The organism is Streptomyces sp. SP18CS02 (assembly GCF_036322365.1).
In the GTDB taxonomy this organism is placed as follows: Bacteria; Actinomycetota; Actinomycetes; order Streptomycetales; family Streptomycetaceae; genus Streptomyces.
The window spans coordinates 1-23,013 of record NZ_JAQYXC010000262.1 but is presented as its reverse complement, the minus strand read 5'-3'; the positions used below and the strand labels follow the sequence as shown (position 1 = coordinate 23,013).

The window sequence follows — 23,013 nt, the reverse complement described above, 5'->3', positions numbered from 1 at the left end:
GGACAGCCGCATCCCCCACCCGAATGGCGGACTCGAATGCCGGGCCGGTTGCCGCGCTCGGCATCTCCCCGGTTACTGGGGGTGTCAGCGAGAACGGCTGTACCGCCCAGGCCCCGTCGTCACCCCGCACTTACGAGGAACGGCCGGGTGGGGCGGAAGGCCGCGACATCCCCGGAGAAACCATGAGCCACCAGCAGGACCTCGCTATTTGCCTAGAGCTCGGCGACGGGCCCGGTGAAGGCCGGGCACTGAGCGGCCTCGGCATTGCCTTGCAGCAGGTGGGGCGGTTCGACGAGGCCATCGACGCCCATCAGCAGGATCTCACCGTCTGCCGGGAGCTCGGCGACCGTCATGGCGAGGGCCAGGCCGTCGGTTACCTCGGTACCGCCCTCCAGCAGGTACGCCGGTTCGACGAAGCCATCGACGCCCACGAACGAGCTGCCGCGCTCTTCACCGAACTCAAGGACCCCCACCGCGAAGGCCAAGCCCTGCACAACCTGGGCACCGCCCTCCAGCAGGTACGCCGGTTCGACGAAGCCATCGACGCCCACGAGCGGGCCGCCGCCCTCTTCACCGAACTCAAGGACCCCCACCGCGAAGGCCAGGCACTCAACAGCCTCGGCTCGGCACTGCAGCAGGTACGCCGCTTCGACGACGCCATAGAGGCGCACCAGCGGGCCGCCGCCCTCTTCACCGAGCTCGAGGACCGCCACCGGGAGGGCCAGGCGCTCAACAGCCTCGGCACCGCCCTTCAGGAGGCTCGCCGCTTCGACGACGCCATCGACGCCCACGAGCGGGCCGCCGCCCTCTTCACCGAGGTCGGGGACTGCCACCGGGAGGGCCAGGCGCTGCACAACCTGGGCACCGCCCTCCAGCAGGTACGCCGCTTCGACGAAGCCATCGACGCCCACGAGCGGGCCGCGACCCTCTTCACCGAACTCAAGGACCCCCACCGCCAGGGCCAGGCGCTCAACAGCCTCGGCACCGCCCTCCAGCAGGTGTGGCGCTTCGACGACGCGTTGGAGGCGCACCAGCGGGCCGCCGCCCTCTTCACCGAACTCGGGGACAGCGAGGCCCGTCCCCTCAACAACAGCCCGGGCAACGAGCGGGTACGGGAAGCCGAGCGGCCGCGGGGTCTGTGGCGCAGCCGCAAGGCCCAGCAGCAACAGCAGGCTTCGCAGCAGAAGCAGCAGCCGCAGAAGGCGCAGAAGGCGCAGCCTCAGAAGCCTCAGCAGCAGCCCACGCCGCAGGCGCAGGCCCCGGCGCTTGCGCAGGTCGCCCAGGCACAGGCCCAGGCGCAGTCGGCGTCACAGCCCCAGCCCCAGCCCCAGCAGAAGCCTCAGCAGAAGCCCTCGAAGCCGGAGAGCGCTGTCGCAGAAGCCGCGTCACCGCTCCCGACGCCCGACCCGGCGACGTAAGGGCGGCTCTCCGGCCGCCGGTCGATCCGGCGGGCGTCCCGACCAGGGCCCGTCGGCCACGAGAGCCTCATGATCCCCGCATCGGTGTCCACCGACTGCGGAGTCGACTGGCAGGAGGCGCGGCGCCTTTGGGCGACCGCTCCTCCTGCCCGGGAGCCGGATCCGCATCGCGCGGAGCACACGGTAGGCCGGAGAGGGCGGCGAGAGCCGCCGTCCCGGCCTACCCGCATGCAGGCCCCGTCCGGGCCGCGCGTTCCGGACGGTCCGCGTGCCGACGGAAACGGTGGCGACCGGTCCGCGTGCCCGCCCCGCACCGGGCGGAGAGGACGCTCGCCGCCCGGGGGGAGCGGCCGGGCCACGACTCCCGTGCCGCACGGCCTTCACCCGTACGGGTGGTGGATCTCCCGGCACGGTCGTAGCGTCGATGCAGGAACAACGCTGGCATCGACGGACGGACACGTGGTCGCAGACGCCGCTGGGAGCCGACATGCGCAGAGAAGAGTTCAGGGACAAGGTCAGGACAGCCGTCGTGTTGTGCGCTGCCGCCGCCTTCGCGGTGGTGGTGCCGGCCTCCGCTTCCACGGGCGCACCCGCGCCGGCCCAGGTGGTGGCCGTCGACTGCTTCTCGGAAGCACAGACCCGCCCCACCGATTTCCTGCTCGCCTGCGGAGACGGCAACAACCGCCTCACCCAGCTCGAATGGTCCAGCTGGGGCCCCACGGCCGCAGTGGCGAAGGGGCTGGACGTCGTGAACGACTGCGAGCCCTACTGCGCCGCGGGAACGTTCCGCTCCTACGCCGTCACCGTACGGCTCGACCGCCCGGAAGCCTGGGAGGCGCAGCCCGAGCTGGAGCGCTTCACGCAGTTGCGGCTCACGTACACCGACGACAGGCCGCCGCGCGTGCCGCGGGAAGTGACGTACGAGCTCTGGGACTGACGCGTACCGGCCGGCGGGCTGGCACCTCGTGCCGCCCGCCGGTCCGCGCACCCCGGTGCCGCACCCCGTCGGCGCTGCCTCCCCCCAGAAGAACGTCCCCCCGGACGGCCCGGGAGGCACCGGTGCACGAGCAGCGCGTCCGAACCGCGCCCGAACGGACATCCCGCCGGGACGGATCGCCGCAGAGACCCGCAAGGCGGACAGAGGGCGACGCCCGGCCTACCGGCCCGCCTGAGGAACCATTGGAGCGTGGGGTTAGCATATGAGCGCCGCCTAGCTCGAAAGATAAATTCCTGTGACTGTCAATGACGACTCGTTCACCAACTGGAAGAACCGCGAGGAGATCGCGGAGTCGATGATCCCGATCATCGGGAAGCTGCACCGGGAACAGGACGTCACGGTCCTGCTCCACAGCCGCTCCCTGGTGAACAAGTCGGTGGTCAGCATCCTGAAGACCCACCGGTTCGCCCGGCAGATCGCCGGCGAGGAGCTGTCGGTCACCGAGACGCTGCCCTTCCTGCAGGCTCTGACCACGCTCGACCTCGGCCCTTCGCAGATCGACATCGGCATGCTCGCCGCGACGTACAAGGCCGACGACCGCGGCCTCTCGGTCGCGGACTTCACCGCCGAGGCGGTCTCCGGGGCGACGGGCGCCAACAAGATCGACCGGTGCGAGCCGCGCGACGTCGTCCTCTACGGCTTCGGCCGCATCGGCCGCCTCGTCGCCCGCCTCCTCATCGAGAAGGCCGGCTCCGGCAACGGTCTGCGCCTGCGCGCCATCGTCGTCCGCGGTGGGGGCGGCCGGGCCGCCGAGGATCTCGTCAAGCGCGCCTCGCTGCTGCGCCGGGACTCCATCCACGGCCAGTTCCAGGGCACGATCACGGTCGACGAGGCGAACAGCACGATCATCGCCAACGGCAACGCGATCAAGGTGATCTACGCGGGTGACCCGTCCGAGGTCGACTACACGGCGTACGGCATCAAGGACGCCATCCTCATCGACAACACCGGCAAGTGGCGCGACCGCGAGGGCCTGTCCCAGCACCTGCGCCCCGGCATCGACAAGGTCGTCCTGACCGCGCCGGGCAAGGGTGACGTCCCGAACATCGTGCACGGTGTCAACCACGACACGATCAAGCCGGACGAGCAGATCCTGTCCTGCGCCTCCTGCACCACCAACGCGATCGTCCCGCCGCTGAAGGCGATGGCGGACGAGTACGGCGTCCTGCGCGGCCACGTGGAGACCGTCCACTCGTTCACCAACGACCAGAACCTGCTGGACAATTACCACAGCTCCGACCGCCGCGGCCGCTCGGCCCCGCTCAACATGGTGATCACCGAGACGGGCGCCGCCTCCGCCGTCGCCAAGGCGCTCCCCGAGCTCAAGGCGCCGATCACCGGCAGTTCGATCCGCGTCCCCGTGCCGGACGTCTCGATAGCGATCCTGAGCCTGCGCCTCGGCCGCGAGACCAACCGCGACGAGGTCCTCGAGTACCTCCGCGACGTCTCGCTGCACTCGCCGCTGAAGCGCCAGATCGACTTCACGACCGCTCCCGACGCCGTCTCCATGGACTTCGTCGGTTCGCGCCACGCCTCGATCGTCGACGCCGGCGCCACCAAGGTCGACGGCGACAACGCGATCCTCTACCTCTGGTACGACAACGAGTTCGGCTACTCCTGCCAGGTCATCCGGGTCGTCCAGCACGTCTCCGGGGTGGAGTACCCGACCTACCCGGCCCCGCTGGTCTGATCCCGCCGTCCGTCCGGCGGCCCGTCGACAGCGTCGTCGACCGGCCGCCGGACGGACGTGCATGCGGTGACGGGGCCTTTCACCGCCAGCACCCGCACCGCTCCGCCCAGCCCCCGCACCGCACCGCTCACCGGGCCGTCGCGGCGGCCGAGCGGGGGTACACGGTGCTGCTGGATCACACGGGTGGCCGGCGCGAGCAGGAGATCCTGGTGAGTCAGGGCTTCCGCGTCCGGGTGATCGACGGCCTCATCCTGAGCCCGATAGAGCTGGAGACGGAGGACCTGCGCCACCGCACGGAACCGGTACCGCTCGTCCTGCTCGGCGAGCGCGCCTACGACCTGCCGTACGACCACATCGCGATCGACAACGTGGCCGCCGCCCGCATCGCCGTGCGCCACCTGATCGATCTGGGGCGCGGGGAGGTGGCCTTCCTGGGTGCCCGCCGGGAGCCCAGCCGGCCCGCCCTGCTGCGGTTGCGCGGATGGCGCGAGGAGCTGACCGCCGCGGGACTCTCCGCCGACGAGGGACTTGTCGCCGCCGCCGACGGCTGGGGGCACGAGGACGGGGCCCGCGCCATGGCCCGCCTGCTGGACTCGGGCCGACGCCCGGACGCGGTGTTCGCCTATAACGACCTCATCGCCATCGGAGCCATGCGGGTGCTGTTCGAGCGTGGTCTGCGCATCCCCGAGGACATCGCGGTGGTCGGGTTCGACGATATCGTCGAGGGGCGGTACGGCGCCGTGACGCTGACCTCCGTCTCCCCCGACAAAGCGGCCATCGCACGGCTCTCGGTGGAGGCGGTCCTCTCCCGCCTCCAGGACGGGGAGCACGCGCCCGAACGGGTGGAAGCGGGGTTCACCCTCGTACGGCGGGAGAGCACGCTCGGCCGCGGCTGACGTCCCCTGCCGAACGCCGCCCCTCCCCCACGCCGCCCCCGCGCCCCGGGCGGACCACCACCGGGGCACGCTCCCGCACCCGCGCGTCCGACCTGAACCACCGCTGCGCGCAGGGCACTTGGCGGAGGCGTCGGCACAGCGCGGGCCCGGTCGTCCGGGTCCGGGCCGGGCACCCGCCGACCGGTCCGGCCGACGTCGTCGTCCCGGGTGCGGCCGCCCCGGTTGGTGCACACGACCGCCGCGCCTCCCGCCCGGCCGCGTCCCGCACACCCGCCGAGGAGCTATTCATGCGCCCTCCGTCGTCCCGTCGGCTCAGACGACCGTGGCAGGCCCTCGCGGCCCTGCTGACCACATACGCCCTGGTGTGCGCCGGTCTGCTGACGATCGGCGGCACCGCCCACGCCGGACCCCGGGCCGCGGCCTGGACTCCGAAGCCGTCGGCCATGACCACGCCGTGGACCGATCGCGTCCCCGTCGACAAGCCGCTGCCGGAGTATGCCCGTCCCCAGCTCACCCTCTCCGACTGGCCGAACCGCAACGGTGTCTGGGACTTCGCCGTGACCACCGCCGACGCCGGTCAGCCGGCCGCGTTCCCCGAGCAGATCCGCGTGCCGTTCCCCGTCGAGGCCGCGCTCTCCGGCATCCACCGCACGGTCACCCAGAACGACAAGCCGGGAGGACGGGGCGCGGCCGCACCGAGTTCCGGTTCCCGCACCTCCGGGGTGCGGCGACACCCTGAGACCGGGGGCGCCGGGGCGCCGAGGGTCCGGGCAGCGCGGGACGGCGAACCTGACACTCCGGGACTGGCGCGGGACCGGGCCCGGACAGGTCCGGGGCGGAGGGTCCGCCTCGGCCCACGGCGACCAGGGAGGGCGCGCCGAGCCGTCGGGTGTGACGCGGGAAGGCGCGCCCGTCCGGCGATGCGAACCTTCCGCCCGGGGTTGCGCGAGCCGTGGAGATTGGCGCAATCGGGCCGGGAACCTGGCCGGTCGTGCGGTCTAGACCAATTCTCCACCGAGCACCTATCGTCGGACCGGTGATCGCGCGCCGCACGGCCGCGCCCCTTCCGTCCAGCCTTCCGAACGTCACCTCCTCCCACCTCCCCGTGCCATGCCCGCCCGCCCGCCTGCCTGCCTGCCTGCCTGCCTGCCTGCCTGCCGATGGGACCTGCTTGTGATCGACATAGTGGTGGTGCTCAGGGCCGAGGACGCCGTCCTCGACTTCCTGTCCGTCCTCACCCCGCCCGCCTCCGGAGCCGGCGACGCGCCGGACGACGGCGCCGAAGTGCACGTACTGCTCGCCGACTCCGGTGAACACCTCGTGCTGCCGCCCGCCACTCCCCTGGCCGGACGGCTCGACGCGCTCGCCGGCCGGGTGCGGGAGGCCGACGAGAGCGCCGCCTCACCCGGGCCCGCCGCACTCGGCACCGCGCTCGCCCGGATCGCGCAGGGCCGCTCCGTACGGGTGTGGACCCACTCCCCCGCCGACAACCGCCGCAGCCGCGGCCGGCTGGGGCACGATGTCGCCGAGGCCCTCGACGCCCCGGCCACCGCCGGGAGCACCGCCGTCCGGCACGCCGTCGGCTATTCGCCGTTCCTCCAGTTCGTCAGTGACCTCGACCGGCCGCTCGACCGCGAACTGGTCGCCCACAAGCTCGACTTCGTCAATCGTCACGCCCGGCACCTTCTGGACACCGACTCCCCGCAGCACGTCCTCTACACCGGCCGAGTGCCGGCCGTCGAGCGGTACTTCACGGCCGGCCCCGACGAGCGCCGCCGGCTGTTCGCCCTGCTCGCCAGCCTGGACGAGGAGGCGGCGTCCGTTCCCGACCCGTGGGAGTTCGCGACCTCCCCGTACGAGGCCGAACGGCTGGACGCCACCACGGCCTGGATCACCCGGCACTGCGCCCCGGACGCCGGCGCCCTGATCGAGGTCGGTGCCTGCGAAGGCGCCCTGACCGCACGGCTCGTCGACAAGGGCCACCGCGTCGAGGCCACCGAACCCAACCCGGTCTTCCGGTCCCGCCTCGTGGAAGCGGCCGGCACGGGCGGCGCGGTCCGCGTACACCCCGACGGGCTCGCGGAGCTCGCCGGCACCCGGCACCTGGCCGGCGGGGCATACCTGCTGATCGAGATGCTGTACTACGGCCAGGACCTGGACCTGCTCGACGCGCTCCCCACCGACCTGCTCCTGATCTCCCTGGAACCGGAGGCCCTGGACACCCGGTTGCGCCCCTGGCTCGCCACCGCCCCGCAGTGGGAGCAGATCGACGAGACCGTCCTCGTCCGCCCCGCCCTGGAGACCGTCTGCGGCGGCCGGGCCCATCTCCGCAAGCGCGGCAGCACCGGCGTCCTGCTGCGGCGCCGCTCCGCACTCGACTGAAAGCCCGATCCCCCGTGAGCACTGTCGTTTCCCTGGTCAACTCCTGCCTGCTGGCCTCCTACGAAGGGCGGGTCCCACCTCCCTGGATCCGCCGCGCCGTGGAGGACGGTCTCGCCGGTGTCGGTGTGTTCGGCACCAATCTCGCCGCGCCCGCACCCGGTGCGAGGACTCCGGCCCCGGTTCCGTACGGCACTCTCCACGACGACATCGTCGCCCCGCTGCGCGCCGTACGCCCCGATGTGCTGATCGCCCTCGACGAGGAGGGCGGGGACGTGACCCGCCTGGACTACCACCGCGGCAGCCCCTATCCCGGGAACCACGCCCTCGGCGCCGTCGACGACCCCGGTCTCACCCGCCGGGTCGCCTCGGCCATCGGTGCCGATCTGGTGGACGCGGGCATCAACCTGTGCCTCGGCCCGTGCGCCGACGTCAACTCCCAGCCGGACAACCCCATCATCGGTGTCCGGTCCTTCGGTGCCGATCCTGAGCTCGTCGCCCGGCACACGGAGGCGTTCGTCCGAGGGCTCCAGGACAGCGGCGCCGCCGCCACGCTGAAGCACTTCCCCGGGCACGGCGACACCGGCATCGACTCGCACACCGCCCTGCCGGACGTCGACCGCGACCTGCCCGCGCTGCGCGCACTGGACCTGCCGCCGTTCGTCGCGGGCATCGCCGCCGGCGCCAAGGCGGTCATGACCGGCCACATCCGGCTGCCGCGCCTCGCCGAACCGCCCGCCACGCTGAGCCCCCGCATCGTCACCGGGCTGCTGCGCGGGGAGCTCGGCTACGAAGGCGTCATCATCAGCGACGCCCTGGAGATGGCCCCGATCCTCGGCCGGTACGGCTTCGGCGGCGCCGCGGTCCTCGCCTGGTCCGCCGGTGTCGACCTGGTCCTGCTGGGCGCCAGCGGGGTGGAACACACGTTGCCCGAGGTGTACAAGGCGGTGGAAGCAGCGCTGCGCAAGGGCGAGTTGACGATCGACCGGCTGGAGGAGGCCGCCGCCCGGGTCGACGCGCTGCGCACATGGGCCCTGCCCGTCGCCCCGGGCGTCTCCCGCCACCCCGGCATCGGCCTCGTCGCCGCACGCCGTGCCGTCTCCTCCGTCGGTGTGCACCCCTTCGGACCTGCCGCGCCCGTGCACACCGTACGGCTGATGAGTGCGGCCAACATGGCCGTGGGCGTGGCCCCTTGGGGGCTCGCCCGGGCACTCGAAGGGCTCGACCGGCTCGCCTCCTCCGTCGATGTGGATCCCGGCACCGACCCGGCGGAGATCCCGCTGCCCGCGGTGGGCCCCCTGGCCGTCGTCGTCCGCGATGCCGCCGGCGACCCCTGGCAGCACGCGGCCGTCGAGGCGCTGCGCGCCCGCCGCCCCGATCTCGTCACCGTCGACATGGGCCTGGCGCCCGCCCCCGGCCGGCTGACGTCGCCGCTGCTCCTCACCCGCGGCGCCGGCCTGGCCAACGCCATCGCCGCCGCCGAGTTCCTCACCGGCCGCGGCTGGTCGGCCCCGCTGAGCGAGAGGTGAGGCCGGACTCCGGCGCTCCCCGCCCCACCCCTCCGGAGTCCGGCGCTCCGGACCCCGCCCCTCCGGGCCCCGGCGCTCCCCCCTCCGGCCCCCGCCTCTCCGGACCCCGGCCCCCGCCTCTCCGGCGCTCCGGGGACGGCTGGCGCCCGGGCCGCTTCCCGAACCGTTGCGGAACCCCGCGCCCTCGCCCCGCCGTCGGGGGCTCGGATTCCGTCGTCCCGTACGACCGCACAGGCCCCTGGAGTGACGTGTACGACCTCTGTGTCGGACTCGGATACCACTGCGAGTCCACCCATCAGATCCGCCGGTTCACCGGCGACCACCGAGCACACTTCTTCGACTGGCTCGACCTCGAACTCGCCTCCGTCATCGAGGCCGTCGACGCCGACTTCCGCAACGTCCTGCGCCCGGGGCTGAGCGAGCCGTTCGACGACGGCACATGTGTGCTCGACCGGGGCTCCGACATCCGCTTCTTCCACGAGTTCCACGCCCATGCCGACGGCGGACGCCTGACCCGGAGCGACGTCGAACGTCAACTCTCCTCCGTACAAGCGAAGTTCGCCCATCTGGCGACACGGTGGCGCGCCATGGTCGCCTCCGACGCCCATGTGCTCTACATCCACCATGACGCCTTCGACGAGGCCGACGCCGCCGACCTGCGCCGACTGCGCGCGAGTCTCGCCGCCCAACGTCCGGGGCACCGCTTCGGCATCCTGTGGGTGCGCCGCACCCCGCCCTCACCCCGGGAGGCAGGCTCCCTCCCGGACGGCGTCACCTGGGCCACCACGCCACTGGTCCCGGACCGCTGGCAGGGCGACGACGGCGCCTGGGACCGGGTCCTCACCCGCCTGCCCCTCGCCCGGCGGCGGACCGGCGCACCACCGGAGCTCCCCGCCACGCACACCGGCTGACCCACCGGGTCTCCCACCCGCCCCTATGGCCCAGAGGAAGGACCACACGGCCATGGACTCCCCCGCACCCTCCCGTACCGTCGTGATCTCCCCGCACTTCGACGACGCCGCCCTCTCCCTGGCCGGGCTGCTGCCCGGCCTGCCCGGCCCCGTCGACGTGGTGACCGTCCACGGTGGCGCCCCCGCCCCCGGCAGCCCGGTCTCATGGTGGGACACCCAGTGCGGCTTCTCCTCCGCCGCCGAGGCCCACCGTGCTCGCCGGGCCGAGGACGCGGCGGCCTGCGCGCTTCTGGGCGCCGCTCAGATCGTGCTCGACCACCCGGACGGGCCCTACCGCCCGGAGGGAGCGACGCTCGACGGGCTCGAAGCGTTCCTGCGCGACCTGCCGCCGGACACCCGGGTGCTCGTCCCCCTCGGGAGCAACCAGCCCGACCACGAGGCGGTGCGCCGGCTCGCCGTGCGTGTGCTCGCCGACCGGGGCGCGCCCTTGCCGTGGGTGTACGCCGACCTGCCCTACACCGGCCATCTCCCCGAGTGGGGCCGGCCCGGGGCGAGCGACGCCCTCGCCCTCAGCCGTATGTGCGGACTCGCCTACCAGGACCTGCTGACCACCCACCGCACCCACGTCCGGTACGCCCTGACCCTCGACGACGCCCAGTGGGCCGTCAAACGCGCCGCCGTGCTCTGCCACGGATCCCAGCTGGCCCCGCTGGCGGCCGACCACGGCGGCTTCCTCGCCCGTACGGGCCCGTTGAGCGCCGAACTCGTCTGGTCCCTCGAACCACGGGACGCGGTGTCCGCGTCCTCCGTCCCTCTGGAGAGTGCGTCGTGCTGAGCGTCGGCGCCACGCGCCCGTCGCCCGTCGTCCTGTCGGCCCGGGGGCTGGTCAAGGAGTACCGGAGGGGTCGTGCCGTGGACGGCGTGGACCTCACCGTGCACGCCGGTGAACGCCTGGGGCTCCTCGGCCCGAACGGCGCCGGCAAGACGACGACGCTGCTCATGTGCCTGGGCGCCGTGGAACCCGACGCGGGCAGTGTCGAGATCCTCGGCAGCAGGCTGCCCCAGCGCCGTGCCGAGGCCATGCGGGGGCTCGGCTTCGTCGCCGGCTATCTGCCCCTGCCCGACCGGGTGCGGGTCCGCGAGTACCTTCGCCTGTACGCCGATCTGTACGGGCTGCGCGACCCCTCGGGCGCCGTCGACGCGGCCCTCGCGCGGTTCGGCATCGAGCATCTGGCCGTGGCGATCGGCACCGAGCTGTCCAGTGGGCAGAGGACGCTGGTCGGCATCGCCAAGGCCGCCCTGCACCGGCCCCGGCTGATGATCCTGGACGAGCCCACCGCATCCCTCGACCCGGACATCGCCCTGCGGGTGCGCACCGCCCTGCTCGCCCTCTCCGCCGAACAGGGCACCGCCCTCCTCGTCACCAGCCACGACATGGTCGAGGTGGAACGACTGTGCGAGCGGGTGGTCTTCCTGCACGGCGGGCGCGTCGCCGCCGACGGCACTCCGGCCGATGTCGCCGAACGCTTCGGCCGGCAGGACCTGGAGGGCGTCTTCCTGCACCTCGCCGAGAAGCGGGACCGTGAGAAGCGCGACCGTGAATGGGGCGCCGCCTCATGACCTCCCGTACCGTCTCCGGCCCTCCCGCGCCGCCGCCCCTCCCGGCCGGGGGCCCTGCTCTGCGCCCTCCCGTCCAGGCGTCCCTCCACCGCGTCCTCGCCGTGGCACGCCGGCACTGGCTGGTCCTCAAGCGCAGCCCGCACCGCTTCTTCGACGTCCTGGTCTGGCCGCTGGTCGACACCCTGCTCTACGGTTCCATCGGGCTGTTCGCCGCCCAGGCGGCCGAAGCGGCGGGCGGCGCCCCGGGCACGACCGCCACCGTCACCGTCTACCTGCTCAGCGGCACGGTCCTGTGGCACCTGGTCCACCAGACGCAGATCTCCCTCGCCACCGGGTTCCTGGAGGAGACCTGGTCCCGCAACATCCTGGGGCTGCTCGCCACCCCGATGCGGGACTGGGAGTACCTGGCGGGCGTCGGACTGTTCGCCCTCGCGCGCACCGCCGCCAGCGCCCTGGCCGTCGCCGCGCTCGCCTTCGCCGCGTACGCCTTCGACATCACCACCCTCGGCCTGGGGCTGATCCCCGTGGCCGCTCTGCTGCTCATCTGCGGCTGGTCGGTGGCGTTGCTGGTCGTCGGGCTGGTCCTGCGCTACGGCAGCGGTGCCGAGGCACTCGTCTGGGGGGCGCTGTCCGTCGTCATGCCGCTGTCCGGCGTCTTCTACCCCGTCTCCACCCTGCCCGTCGCGCTCAGGCCCGTCGCCGAGGTCCTGCCCACCACCCATGTCTTCGCGGCCGGAAGGGAGCTGGCCGCCGGGAACGGCGTCCCCTGGCGCGGCCTCGGCCTCGCCGCCGTCGGCACAGCGGTGCTCGTCGCCCTGAGCCTCTTCGCGCTCTCCCGCATGCTGCGCACCTTTCGCCGCAGGGGTCTGGTCACCCGCTACTCCTGACCGGGCACCGGCTCGGCGCGCCCGCCGGGGGACGGGCGCGGGCGCCGCCGAGCGGACGGGACCGCACGGCCTCGACTCCGGTCACCAGGACCGGACCGGTGAAACTCGACGCCACACCGCGGTGCCACGGGCGCGGACGCCCCGCGGAGTGCTTGCTTGAACTCCGCAGACACCTTGACCGAGGAGAACTCCGTGTCATCACAGCAACCGGGCCTCTCGTACACCGTGCCGGGGCTGAGCCGGGAGACCGGTGCAGAGATCATCCCCATGCTGCAGATGCGCCTGCACGCCCTCAACGATCTGGCACTGACGCTCAAGCACATCCACTGGAACGTCGTCGGCCCGCACTTCATCGCGGTGCACGAGATGCTCGACCCCCAGGTCGAGCAGGTGCGCTCCATGATCGACGACCTCGCCGAGCGCATCTCCACGCTGGGCGGCGAGCCGAAGGGCACTCCGGGGGCGCTCGTCGCCGACCGGGGCTGGAACGACTACTCCATCGGCCGGAGCGAGGCCATCGAGCACCTGGGCGCCCTGGACCTCGTGTACACCTCCATCATCGCGTCCCACCGCGAGGCGATGCAGGCGACCGAGGAGTCCGACCCGGTCACCCAGGACATGCTGATCGAGCAGCTGCGCGGCCTGGAGCTGTTCCAGTGGTTCGTCCGGGCGCACCTGGAGTCGAGCGGGGGCAAGCTCAGCACGGCCGGCGCGAAGACCGAGAAGGACGCGGCCTCCGCCGCGGCGACGCAGGCGCAGAACCAGCCCTGAACGCACCGCGGTGGTCCGTCGCGCCGGCCGGCCGCGGGCAAGGCCGGCCCGCCGCCGGCCCGTCGAGGCCCCGTCGAAGGTGGTCCGCCGTGCCGCTGCCGACCCGGTGGCCGGCCGGCCCGTGAAGGAGACGGATGATGAGTGATCAGCGCCGTGCGGCGGCCGATGTCGTCGTCGTCGGCGCCGGGCTGGCCGGCCTCGCCTGTGCCTCGGACCTGAGCCGGGCGGGCCGGCGCGTGGTTCTGCTGGAGGCGTCAGACGGCGTGGGCGGCCGGATGCGTACGGACCGGCGGGACGGGTTCCTGCTGGACCGCGGCTTCCAGGTGTTCAACGTCGCCTACCCGCAGGTGAAGAGGCGCATCAGCTTTCGGGAGCTGCGGCTGCGGCCGTTCACCCCGGGTGTCGTCGCCCACACCGCGCGCGGGCCCCTGCGGATCGCCGATCCCACCCGGCGGCCGCGTGCCGCCGGGAGTCTGCTGCCCGGCCGCGTCCTTTCGGCCCGCGACCTCGCCGCCCTGGCCGCGCTGACCGCACGCGACGCACTGCTGCCGCCGAGCGCCCTCAAACGCGGCCGGGACCGCACCACCGCACAGGCGCTCGCCCGCGCCGGACTGTCCCCGCGCGCTGTCGAGGAACTGTTGCGGCCCTTCCTCTCAGGGGTGTTCCTGGAGGACGGCCTGGAGACATCGGCCCGCTTCTTCCACCTGGTCTGGCGCAGCATGGCGCGCGGCACCCTGTGCCTTCCCGCCGAGGGCATCGGCGCGGTCCCGGCCCAGCTGGCGGACCGGCTTCCCGACGGCGTTCTGCGGTTGGAGACGCCTGTCACGGAGGTGAGCGGCGGCGGCGTGCTGACGGCGGACGGAGGTGAGCTGCCGGCCGCCGCGGTCGTGGTGGCCACGGACGCCGCCACCGCCGCCCGCCTGCTGCCGGGCCTGACGGTGCCCGACACCCGCACGGTCACGACGTACTACCACGCCACCGCGACGCCGCCGCTGTCCGAGCCGACCCTGGTGGTGGACAGCACCAGGGCGGTCCTGAACACCTGTGTCCTCACCGAGGTCTCCGCCACCTACGCACCGCCCGGCACCTCCCTGGTCTCCACCTCCGTGCTGGGCGGCGAGGCGCCCGGGACCGGGCACGCCGTCCTCGGGCGCCTCGCCGAGCTGTACGGGACCGACACGAGCGCCTGGTGGCCCATCGGGACGTACACCGTGGAAGGGGCGCTTCCGGCGATGCCGCCGCCCTGGCCGCTGAGTCGGACCACTCGCTTCGCGCCGGGCCGGTACGTGTGCGGGGACCACCGGGCGACCGGGTCGGTGCAGGGCGCGCTGGCGTCGGGCGCCCGGGCCGCCCGCGAGGTGCTGGCCGGCCTGGTGCGCGGTTGACCGTACGGCGGCGCGCCGGCACCGCGGCCCGCTTCGTCGGCGCCGTCGCCCCGGCGGACCCGCCGGCTCCGTAAGGGTCCGGCGCGGCCGGCCGGTGCCGCGGTACACCGGGCCCGCCTCGGCATCGACGGGATGCGCAGGCGCGCGACGCGGCGCCCGCAGCGGCTCGCGGGTGTCCCGACCGTGCCGACGTTCCGGTCCGGTGCCGAGCGGCACCGCTCCCACCTGCCGATACTCCGGATTCGCCGCCGAGCCCGCTGCGACTATGCTCCGGAATCTGCTGTCCGCCGGATTTGTACGAGCGGTGGACGTCTCTACCGGGTGAGAAGGTTCGGGAATACCGTGTTGATCGGGCGTCAGGACGAACGGGCGGCCATAGCCACCGCGCTGTCACCGCAGGCCACGACGGCGTCGCTGCTGCTGCTCGGCGAACCCGGGGTCGGCAAGACCATGCTCCTGGACATGGCGGTGGACGAGGCCCTCCAGGGCGGGGCGAGGGTGCTCCGCGTACGGGGCAACGCCGCCGAGACCGAGCTGGCCTTCGCCGGCCTGCACCAGCTCCTGCTTCCGGTCCTGGACCGGGTGGACGGCCTTCCGGTCCGTCAGCGCGGCGCCCTGCTCAGCGCCTTCGGACTGGGGGAGGACCCCACACCGCCCGACCTCATGATGATGAGCCTGGCCGTGCTGACCCTCACCTCGCAGGTCGCCTCGACCCAGCGACTGCTGCTCGCCGTCGACGACGCCCAGTGGATCGACCACGGCAGCTGCCAGGTCCTGGGGTTCCTCGCCCGGCGCCTGGAGGGCGAGCCGATCGGTCTGCTCGTCGCGTCGCGCGGCTCGCGCCGGCCCGAGTGGCTGGACCGGTCGGTCCCCGAGCTGATGGTGCCGGCGCTGTCGCCGCCCGAGGCGGAGGAGCTGCTCAGCACCCAGCCCGACCCGCCGACCGGTCCCACCCGTCGCCGCGTGCTCGACACGGCCGCGGGCAACCCGCTGGCCCTGGTGGAGCTGTCGCGTTCGGCGGCGCGGGACGGCGAGCTCCCCGCGGCCGGCCACGTGCCGGTCACCGATCTGCTGGAGCGGACCTTCGCCGCCCAGGTCGACGAGCTGCCCGCCACGACCCAGGAGGCGCTGCTGGTCGCGGCGGCGGCCGAAGGCGCCGGGCTGGCCGATGTGCTGGCCGCGCTGCCGCCGGGCAGCGACATGGAGGTCTGGCTGCCCGCGGAGAGAGCGGGGCTGATCCGGCTCCAGGCGGACCACATCAGCTTCCGGCATCCCCTGATCCGTTCGGCGATCTACAGTGCCGCCCCGTTCGCCCGCCGGCGCCGGGCCCACCTGGCGCTGGCAGCCGTGCTCGACGCCGACCCCGACCGCCGGGCGTGGCAGTTGTCGGCGGCGACGGTCGCCCCGGACGCCTCGGTCTCCGCCGCGCTGGAGGCCACCGCCATGCGCGCGGTCGCGCGCGGCGCCATGGCGGAGGCCGTGGCCGGTCTGGAGCGGGCCGCGCAGCTGAACTCGTCCCCCGCGGAGCAGACGCGCCTGCTGTCGACAGCGGCCTACGCCGCCATCCTGGTCGGGGACATCGGCCAGGCGGAGGTACTGGCGGCGAGAGCCACCGAGCTCAACGAGGACCCGTCGGCGATGCTGTGGATATCGGCCCTGTCGGGGCTGGTGGAGATGCTGATGATGCGCATGGAGCGCGCGTTCTCCCTGGTGATCCCCGATGCGCAGACCTTCCCGCCGCCGGTCGACGGGGGCATGTCCACGATCGCGACCGGGATCGCCTACCACTCGGGCATCCCCTCCCAGCGTGAGCGGATCATGGGGTTGCTGGGTCTCCGCGAACCGGACACCGCGACGCCCCACCCGTTCCTCCTGTGGGACGCGGGCGTCATGGACCCCTTCGGCAAGGGGAACACCGTTCGCGGCCATCTGTCCGCCGCCACCTCGGCGCCGGGCCGGGCTCCCACCGAGACCCACACGCTCGGGGTGCTCTGCATGGTGCTCGACGAGACGGAGACGGCGGTGAGCCTGCTCTCGGAGGTGGCGAACCCGCAGTGGGAGGACGCGGACGCCTTCCACGCCGGGATGACCGCCGCCGATCTGGCCTGGGCGAACCTCGACAGCGGCCGCTGGGCCGATGCCCGGCTCGGTGTCGAGCGGCTCGCCGCGCGCTTCCTGGACGGTGAGCACACCCACGGGGCCGCCCGGGCGCTCACCGTCCTGGCCACTCTCGGCGCCCTCACCGGAGAGCCCGACACGGCCGCCCGTCACGCGACAGCCGTGCTGGCGGTGACGGAGCCCGCCGGTGTGCTCGGCACCGTCGTCCGCGCCCGCCGGGCCGCGGGCCTGGCCGCCATGGCGCTCGGTGACCACGCCTCGGCCTTCCGTCACCTCCAGGGCCTGTTCGACCGGTCGGGAGCCCCGGTCCATTACCACCTGTCGTGCTACGCCATCGCCGACTACGCCGCCGCCGCCGTGCTCACCGGCCATGCGGAGGACGCCGCCGCGGCCCTGAGGCGCGTCACCGCCGAGGTCGCCGACGGCGCGTCACCGCGCATGCGGCAGATCCTGGGCCGGGCCCGCGCGTTGCTCGCCGATCCGGCCGAGACCGGTTCGCTGTTCCACACGGCGCTGGCGGACCCGGCCGGGCAACGGTGGCCCTTCGAACGGGCCCAGAGCTGGCTGGAGTACGGCGAATGGCTGCGCAGGCAGCGCCGGATCGCCGAGGCCCGGGGTGCCCTGACCACGGCCCGCGACATCTTCGACGGCCTGGGAGCGGTGCACTGGAGCGAGCGCGCCCAGGCGGAGCTGCGTGCCGCCGGGGTCTCCGTCGAGAGCGCCCCGCGCAGCGGGCTGGGGGATCTGACCCCCCAGCGCCGGCGGATCGTCCGGCTGGCCGCGCAGGGTCTGACCAACCGGGAGATCGGCGAACGCCTCTTCCTGTCGCCCCGCACCGTGGGGACGCATCTGTACCAGGCCTTCCCGGTTCTGGGAGTGACCTCGCGCGGGCAGCTGCGCGACGTGGTCGGACAGGACACGGCGGACTGAGGCGGCGGCCGGGGACGGCGGCGCGGTACGGGGGGCGCCCCGCGTGAGGCGACCGGCGCCGCCGGCTGACCGGCCGGCACTTCCTCACGCCCGGCGGGACCGGCCGCCGCGGGCCGGTCCCCGAAGCATCGGGCACAACGTAAGTCACATGACGGATGGCACCGTCGGCAGGTGATCCGAGACTGGACGAAGGAGCACATCACTTCCCACCGGAGGGCCGCATGAGCCTGTTCCCCAGCACCGCCGGCCGTTCCCGGCTGTACCGCACGCGCCAGGCCGGGGCGGACCCTGGGCGGCAGGGACTCGTGCGCGCCTGCCTTCGGCGACCCGCATACGCCGGTCGCGGTGGAGCCCCGCGGGCGGTCACGGCTCGCGGACGGTGCACCGCCGTCGTATCGCCGTCCTCCGACGGCGTCCCCGTCACACGCGTGGTCGCGACGGCTCCCCGCCTGCTCTGAGCCGGCCCGGCCGGCCCCACGGGCCGTGAACCCGCACCGCCGTGCACCCGCCCGGCCGCGCGCAGCCGCCACCCGGCCACGCCTCGCACCGCTCGTCGGCGCCCGCCAGAGCCCTGGGCGCCCCCGCGGATCCCCGCGGCCGAGGGGTCCCACGCCCCCGGCCACTGATCCGCAGTCGGCCCCCCGTGCCCCACGACCACCGTCCGGCACCCGCCGGAGCTCCTCGGGCCTTCGCCCGCAGCCCGCCGCAGCCGGCCCGCAGTGCGCCGTCCGCCGCCTGCCACTCGCCGTCTGCGCTCTGCCGTCTGCCGCCGCAGGGCCCCCGCCTGCCGTTTTGTCTTCTTCTCCCCTCCGGCGCTGCCACGGGAGGAGTGACCGCATGACCGTTGTAAGGAGTCATGATGTCCGTCGCGCTTTCCACCTCGCCCTCGCCGTTGTCGGCCTCCGCGCGAGCGGAGTACTGGCACAGTCTGGTGTCCCACACGTTCATACCGCTGGACGTCATGCTGCACGCCCGTGAGTCGTCGGTGGGGACGATCAGCAGTCAGCAGCTCGGCCCCTTGCAGATCTCCGAGGTCGAGGCCGGTCCCCAGACGGTCTCACGCGACAGACGACTGATCTCCCGGGGCGGGGAGGAGTACCTCACCGTCACCATGCAGCACCGGGGCACCGCGAGACTCACCCAGGACGGACGGGAGGCCCTCGTCGGGCCCGGGACCTTCACCTGCTCGGACGCGGGGCGGCCCTACCGGAGAGAGCAGCCGGACGACTTCCGCTTCACGGCGTTCCGTGTGCCGAAGGAGATCCTGGGGATGTCGGACACCGATCTGCGGGCGATCACCGGCACCGTCTTCAGCAGCCACCGCGGCACGTCCGGACTGGTCGCCGGATATCTGGAGCGGCTGGCCGAGCAGGCCTCCGTGTTCGACCCGTACACGGGACAGCAACTCGCCATGATCACCGGGGATCTGCTGACCGTGCTGGTGCGCGAGCGGCAGGGCCGGCTGAACCCCCACACCTCGGAGGCCGCCCGTGGCATGCTGGCGCGCGTCAAGGAGTACATCCTCCGGGAGCTGGTCGACCCCGATCTCTCACCGGAGACGATCGCGACCGCGCACCACGTGTCCGTACGGTATCTGCACAAGCTCTTCCAGCCGGAACAGATCACGGTCGGCCGCTGGATCCAGCGCGAGCGCCTGGAGAGATGCCGGCGCGATCTGTCCCGGCGGTCGGCGCCGGCCGTGTCGGCCGTCGCCCAGCGCTGGGGTTTCGTGAGCCCCTCCCACTTCAGTCGGGCCTTTCGCGCCGCCTACGGAATGTCGCCCCGGGAGTGGCGGTCGAGCGTCGGAGCGATGAACGCAGACGGGTGAACAGCGGCTCCCGCCGCGCCGTGCCGTGGGGTGCGGGTGTCCGCGATCGCCCCCGCCGGCCTCACGAGGGGGCGCTCCTCCCCGGCGCGGGCGGGGCGGGGTCCGGCCGCCGGGCGTGCAGCGCGTCGCGCAGCGTCCGGGTGGCCAGCGCGATGGCGGCCCGCGCCGCGCACGTCGAGCGGAGGCTGTCGAGCACCACGAAGTCGTGGACGGCGCCCTGGACGCGGACGGCCGAGACGGGGACCCCTGCGGCCCGCAGCCTTGCCGCGTACGCCTCGCCCTCGTCGCGCACGACATCGGCCTCCCCGGTGATGACCAAGGCCGCGGGCAGTCCGGTGAGCTCTTCGGCGGTGGCTCGCAGCGGTGAAGCGGTGCTCTGCGCGCGCTCGGCCCTGCTGGTCGTGTACTGGTCCCAGAACCACTGCATGCCGTCGCGACGCTGGACGTATCCGGTGGCGAACCGACGGTAGGAGTCGGTGTCGAAGCCCGCGTCGGTGACGGGGTAGAACAGGACCTGCTGGAGCAGCGGGACGTCACCCCGTGCCTTGGCCATCAGGGTCAGCGCGGCGCTCATGTTCCCGCCGACCGAATCCCCGACCACGGCCAGGCGCGTACCGTCCAGGTCCCTGTCCGCCCCCGCGGTGACGATCCACTGCGCGACGGCGTAGTTCTGCTCGATGGCGACCGGGTAGCAGACCTCGGGCGACAGGTCGTACTCGGGGAAGACCACGGCGGCCCGTGCCCCCACGGCCAGTTCGCGCACCAGCCGGTCATGGGTCGCGGCACTGCCGAACACCCATCCTCCGCCGTGGATGAAGAGGATCACGGGCAGCGGGCCCCGGATCCCCGCGGGCCGCACGAGTCGGACGTAGACACCGCCGGTGGGACCGCCGGTGACGGTCAGCCACTCCTCGTCGATGACGGGTCGGTCGGCTTCGCCCCTCTGGAAGTCCTCGACCGCCTTGCGTCCGTCCACCAGGGCGAGATCGAACAGGAAGGGTGGACGTGCCGTCGCCTCGGCGAGCGTGCGAGCCTCGGGTTCGAGCACAGGCTCGGCGGATGGCGTCACATCGGACATCGGCAGCTCCTCGGTGGGGCGGTTGGACCGGCGCGGCCCGTGCCGCGCCGGTACGGATGAAGTCCTGCGAAGCCGGGCAACCCGGCCGACCGCACCGGATCCGAGGGACGGCGGGCGCCCCTCGCGATCCGGCGCGATCGGCGTGACCGGCGTGACCGGCGGGTCCCCTGGCCCGGGGTCGGATCAGTGGGCGGTGGCGTCGGCGGTGGTCCGGACCGCTTCCTGGATCAGCTCGGCGACGCGCTGGGGCTGGGAGAGCATGACCAGGTGCGAGGAGTCGACCTCGACGATGGTCATGCCGGCCCGTTCGTAGCCGTAGCGCTCCACTTCGGGGTTGATGGTCCGGTCGGAGGTGGCGACCACGCCCCAGGACGGCTTGGTCCTCCACGCCGCGGCCGGGGCCGCTTCGCCGAAGGCCGCCGCGGCCAGCGGGCGCTGGGAGACGGCGAGGACGGCGGCGAGCTCGGGATCGACGTCCGCGGCGAAGACCTCCGCGAACCTCTCGGCCTCCACCGACACATCGGTCCCGGTCTCGGTGGAACCCTCGATGGGGAACGGCGTGTAGACGAGCGCGCCGGCGAGGTCGGAGTCGGGGAAGCGTCCCTGGAGCTCGCCGAGGCTCTCGCCCTCCTCCAGGGCGTAGCCCGCCAGGTAGACCAGCGCCTGGACGTTGTCCTCCGTACCGGCGACGGTGATCACGGCGCCTCCGTAGGAGTGACCCACGAGGACCACCGGGCCGGGGATCGCGCGGACGACCGAGGCGATGTACGCGGAGTCGCCGAGCAGGCTGCGGTTGGGCACGGCCGGGGCGATCGCCCTGATCCCGGCGGCCTTCAGCTCACGGATGACCGGCGCGTAACCGGAGGCGTCGGCGAAGGCACCGTGGACCAGGACGACGGTGGGGCTGGCGGGAAGGGACATGGCAGAACTCCTCGATCGGTGGGACGGGTCGAAACGGCGGACCGGCATGTACGGTCGGCCGCTCGCCACCGCCGCCGCCCGTACCGGGTGGGCACGGCCGGCGGTTGCGGCGGTGGGACGGGGCGCAGTGGCGGTCGGGCGCGGCGGTCGCGCGTGGCGGGGAAGGCTCAGAGACCGAACCGCGCGCGACGCGCCTCGGGCACCAGGCCGGTGTACTCCGGGTGCTTGTGGATCCACGCCCGGATGAAGGGGCAGTACGGCAGGACGTCCAGCCGGCGTGTCCGGGCGTCGTCGAGGGCGCCACGGGCGAGGAGGCCGCCCAGGCCCTGGCCGGTGAACCGGGGATCGATCTCGGTGTGGATGAAGGCGACCTCCCCGTCCGAGAGGAAGTACTCGGCGAAGCCCGCCGTCTCGGTGCCGCCCTCGCCGGCGAGGATCTCGTACCGGGACTTCTCCGGGCGGTCCGTCACCTGTGCTTCCATGTTTCCTCCTGTGCGGTGGTCGTGACGCCGTGCGGGTGGACGGCCCGCCGTCGGCGCCGGGACGGTCCGGTGTTCCCCGGCTCCGGGCCGCTGTGCTCCGGGCCGCTGGGCGCGCTCACCGCGGAACGGTCCTCAGCGCCGCCAGCTGCTGGGCGAAGGGCACCACCTCGTCGTCGGCGGCCGTTGCGGACGGGCGGCCGGCCATCAGTCCGGCGAGTTCGGCGGCCGCCCGCCCGATGCGCGCTGCCAGGCCCGTCGTCCGGGCGTCACCCGCCGAGCCCCAGTCCTCCGGCGCCGCGAAGACGGCGGTCGGGACCACGGTGGCCCTCAAGTGGGCGAAGAGCGGCCGCAGCGCGTACTCCAGGGCGAGGGAGTGGCGTGCGGTGCCGCCGGTGGCGGCGACCAGCACCGGCTTGGCGACGAGCGCATCGCGGTCGAGCACGTCGATGAAGGACTTGAACAGACCGCTGTAGGAGGCGCCGAAGATCGGGGTGACGGCGATCAGTCCGTCCGCCCGCGACACGGCCTCCACCGCGCCGCGCAGCGCGGGGGCGGGGAATCCGGTGATCAGGTTGTGGGCGATGTCGACGGCCAGTTCGCGCAGTTCGACCACCTGGACGTCGACGGGCGCCGAGGCGTCCTCCAGCGGCTCACCGGCCTCGCCGGCCGCCTGCCGCCTGCCGGTCGCCTCGGCGAGCCGGTCGGCGAGCAGCCGGGTGGAGGACGGGACGCTCAGGCCGGCCGAGACGACCACCAGCTTGAGCGGGCTCACCGCTGCCGCTCCTCGCCGTGGCGGACGGCCGGGGTCGGCGGCGTTGCCGGGGCCTGCCGGGCGACCAGGGCCTGGTGGGTCGGTCCCGCCGGGACACCGGCCGGCCGCAGGGCGGCGAACTCCTTGCGCAGGACGGGCACGACCTCCTCGCCGAGGATGTCGAGCTGCTCCAGGACGGTCCTGAGCGGCAGGCCCGCGTGGTCCATCAGGAACAGCTGCCGCTGGTAGTCGCCGAAGCTCTCGCGGAAGGTCAGCGTCTTCTCGATGACCTGCTGCGGGGAGCCGACGGTGAGCGGGGTCTGCTCGGTGAACTCCTCCAGGGACGGGCCGTGTCCGTAGACCGGCGCGTTGTCGAAGTACGGACGGAACTCCCGTACGGCGTCCTGCGAGTTGCGGCGCAT

At 73.4% G+C, this 23,013-nt stretch carries 17 protein-coding genes and 3 pseudogenes; 15 read left to right on the top strand and 5 right to left on the bottom strand.

All coding sequences use genetic code 11. From position 1 onward, the window contains the following. Positions 1-182: 182 nt before the first annotated feature. The 15 genes and pseudogenes from PUR26_RS05945 to PUR26_RS05875 all read left to right on the top strand — a co-directional run bounded on the left by PUR26_RS05945 (position 183) and on the right by PUR26_RS05875 (position 19,359). Entirely contained in the window at positions 183-1,418 is a 1,236-nt protein-coding gene (locus PUR26_RS05945) for a tetratricopeptide repeat protein (protein ID WP_329869878.1), read from the top strand. A 487-nt stretch (positions 1,419-1,905) separates the two neighbouring features. Further along, positions 1,906-2,355, top strand: coding sequence for a hypothetical protein (locus tag PUR26_RS05940; RefSeq protein WP_329869877.1), 450 nt, complete (start codon positions 1,906-1,908; stop codon positions 2,353-2,355). A 295-nt stretch (positions 2,356-2,650) separates the two neighbouring features. After that, positions 2,651-4,105, top strand: a complete 1,455-nt coding sequence (locus PUR26_RS05935; RefSeq protein ID WP_329869875.1) for a glyceraldehyde-3-phosphate dehydrogenase — start codon at positions 2,651-2,653, stop codon at positions 4,103-4,105. 140 nt (positions 4,106-4,245) lie between these two features. Further along, positions 4,246-5,001: pseudogene (locus PUR26_RS05930) on the top strand (LacI family DNA-binding transcriptional regulator); the annotation flags it as partial. 287 nt (positions 5,002-5,288) lie between these two features. Next, positions 5,289-5,672: pseudogene (locus PUR26_RS05925) on the top strand (glycoside hydrolase family 2); the annotation flags it as partial. 502 nt (positions 5,673-6,174) lie between these two features. Continuing rightward, positions 6,175-7,383 (top strand): hypothetical protein, encoded by a 1,209-nt coding sequence (locus tag PUR26_RS05920; protein WP_329869874.1) that lies wholly within the window; start codon positions 6,175-6,177, stop codon positions 7,381-7,383. Positions 7,384-7,397: 14 nt separating this feature from the next. After that, entirely contained in the window at positions 7,398-8,909 is a 1,512-nt protein-coding gene (locus tag PUR26_RS05915; protein ID WP_329869873.1) for a glycoside hydrolase family 3 protein, read from the top strand. A gap of 248 nt (positions 8,910-9,157) precedes the next feature. Further along, positions 9,158-9,820, top strand: a complete 663-nt coding sequence (locus PUR26_RS05910) for a papain-like cysteine peptidase (RefSeq protein WP_329869872.1) — start codon at positions 9,158-9,160, stop codon at positions 9,818-9,820. A 52-nt stretch (positions 9,821-9,872) separates the two neighbouring features. Then, positions 9,873-10,655: a PIG-L deacetylase family protein gene (locus PUR26_RS05905; RefSeq protein WP_329869870.1), complete on the top strand. Its 783-nt coding sequence runs from the start codon at positions 9,873-9,875 to the stop codon at positions 10,653-10,655. After that, a complete protein-coding gene (locus tag PUR26_RS05900) occupies positions 10,649-11,440 on the top strand; it encodes an ABC transporter ATP-binding protein (RefSeq protein WP_329869868.1) in 792 nt (263 codons plus the stop codon). The genes PUR26_RS05905 and PUR26_RS05900 overlap by 7 nt, the downstream gene beginning before the upstream one ends. Further along, entirely contained in the window at positions 11,437-12,327 is an 891-nt protein-coding gene (locus PUR26_RS05895) for an ABC transporter permease (RefSeq protein ID WP_329869866.1), read from the top strand. Before PUR26_RS05900 ends, PUR26_RS05895 begins: the two co-directional genes overlap by 4 nt. A gap of 192 nt (positions 12,328-12,519) precedes the next feature. Next, positions 12,520-13,098, top strand: coding sequence for a Dps family protein (locus PUR26_RS05890; RefSeq protein WP_329869865.1), 579 nt, complete (start codon positions 12,520-12,522; stop codon positions 13,096-13,098). A 137-nt stretch (positions 13,099-13,235) separates the two neighbouring features. Then, positions 13,236-14,483: an NAD(P)/FAD-dependent oxidoreductase gene (locus PUR26_RS05885; protein ID WP_329869864.1), complete on the top strand. Its 1,248-nt coding sequence runs from the start codon at positions 13,236-13,238 to the stop codon at positions 14,481-14,483. Positions 14,484-14,825: 342 nt separating this feature from the next. Continuing rightward, positions 14,826-17,531, top strand: a complete 2,706-nt coding sequence (locus tag PUR26_RS05880) for a helix-turn-helix transcriptional regulator (RefSeq protein ID WP_329869863.1) — start codon at positions 14,826-14,828, stop codon at positions 17,529-17,531. Between the two features lie 856 nt (positions 17,532-18,387). Beyond that, positions 18,388-19,359: a helix-turn-helix domain-containing protein gene (locus tag PUR26_RS05875; protein ID WP_443076982.1), complete on the top strand. Its 972-nt coding sequence runs from the start codon at positions 18,388-18,390 to the stop codon at positions 19,357-19,359. A 61-nt stretch (positions 19,360-19,420) separates the two neighbouring features. Here PUR26_RS05875 and PUR26_RS05870 read toward each other — a convergent pair whose 3' ends face one another. The 5 genes and pseudogenes from PUR26_RS05870 to PUR26_RS05850 form a co-directional block, all read right to left on the bottom strand. After that, entirely contained in the window at positions 19,421-20,437 is a 1,017-nt protein-coding gene (locus PUR26_RS05870; RefSeq protein WP_329869859.1) for an alpha/beta hydrolase, read from the bottom strand. Positions 20,438-20,620: 183 nt separating this feature from the next. Continuing rightward, a complete protein-coding gene (locus PUR26_RS05865) occupies positions 20,621-21,358 on the bottom strand; it encodes an alpha/beta fold hydrolase (protein ID WP_329869857.1) in 738 nt (245 codons plus the stop codon). Between the two features lie 167 nt (positions 21,359-21,525). Next, the gene (locus tag PUR26_RS05860; RefSeq protein WP_329869855.1) at positions 21,526-21,840 is read right to left on the bottom strand and encodes a GNAT family N-acetyltransferase; all 315 of its coding nucleotides are present in this window, start codon (positions 21,838-21,840) and stop codon (positions 21,526-21,528) included. 115 nt (positions 21,841-21,955) lie between these two features. Next, positions 21,956-22,612: an FMN reductase gene (locus PUR26_RS05855; RefSeq protein ID WP_329869854.1), complete on the bottom strand. Its 657-nt coding sequence runs from the start codon at positions 22,610-22,612 to the stop codon at positions 21,956-21,958. After that, positions 22,609-23,013: pseudogene (locus PUR26_RS05850) on the bottom strand (5,10-methylene tetrahydromethanopterin reductase); the annotation flags it as partial. The gene PUR26_RS05855 and the pseudogene PUR26_RS05850, both read right to left, overlap by 4 nt.

Coding starts and splice junctions, on each gene's coding strand:
- PUR26_RS05945 (WP_329869878.1), top strand. CDS start 183: ATGAGCCACCAGCAGGACCTCGCTATTTGCCTAGAGCTCGGCGACGGG.
- PUR26_RS05940 (WP_329869877.1), top strand. CDS start 1,906: ATGCGCAGAGAAGAGTTCAGGGACAAGGTCAGGACAGCCGTCGTGTTG.
- PUR26_RS05905 (WP_329869870.1), top strand. CDS start 9,873: ATGGACTCCCCCGCACCCTCCCGTACCGTCGTGATCTCCCCGCACTTC.
- PUR26_RS05895 (WP_329869866.1), top strand. CDS start 11,437: ATGACCTCCCGTACCGTCTCCGGCCCTCCCGCGCCGCCGCCCCTCCCG.
- PUR26_RS05885 (WP_329869864.1), top strand. CDS start 13,236: ATGAGTGATCAGCGCCGTGCGGCGGCCGATGTCGTCGTCGTCGGCGCC.
- PUR26_RS05875 (WP_443076982.1), top strand. CDS start 18,388: ATGATGTCCGTCGCGCTTTCCACCTCGCCCTCGCCGTTGTCGGCCTCC.
- PUR26_RS05870 (WP_329869859.1), bottom strand. CDS start 20,437: ATGTCCGATGTGACGCCATCCGCCGAGCCTGTGCTCGAACCCGAGGCT.
- PUR26_RS05865 (WP_329869857.1), bottom strand. CDS start 21,358: ATGTCCCTTCCCGCCAGCCCCACCGTCGTCCTGGTCCACGGTGCCTTC.
- PUR26_RS05860 (WP_329869855.1), bottom strand. CDS start 21,840: ATGGAAGCACAGGTGACGGACCGCCCGGAGAAGTCCCGGTACGAGATC.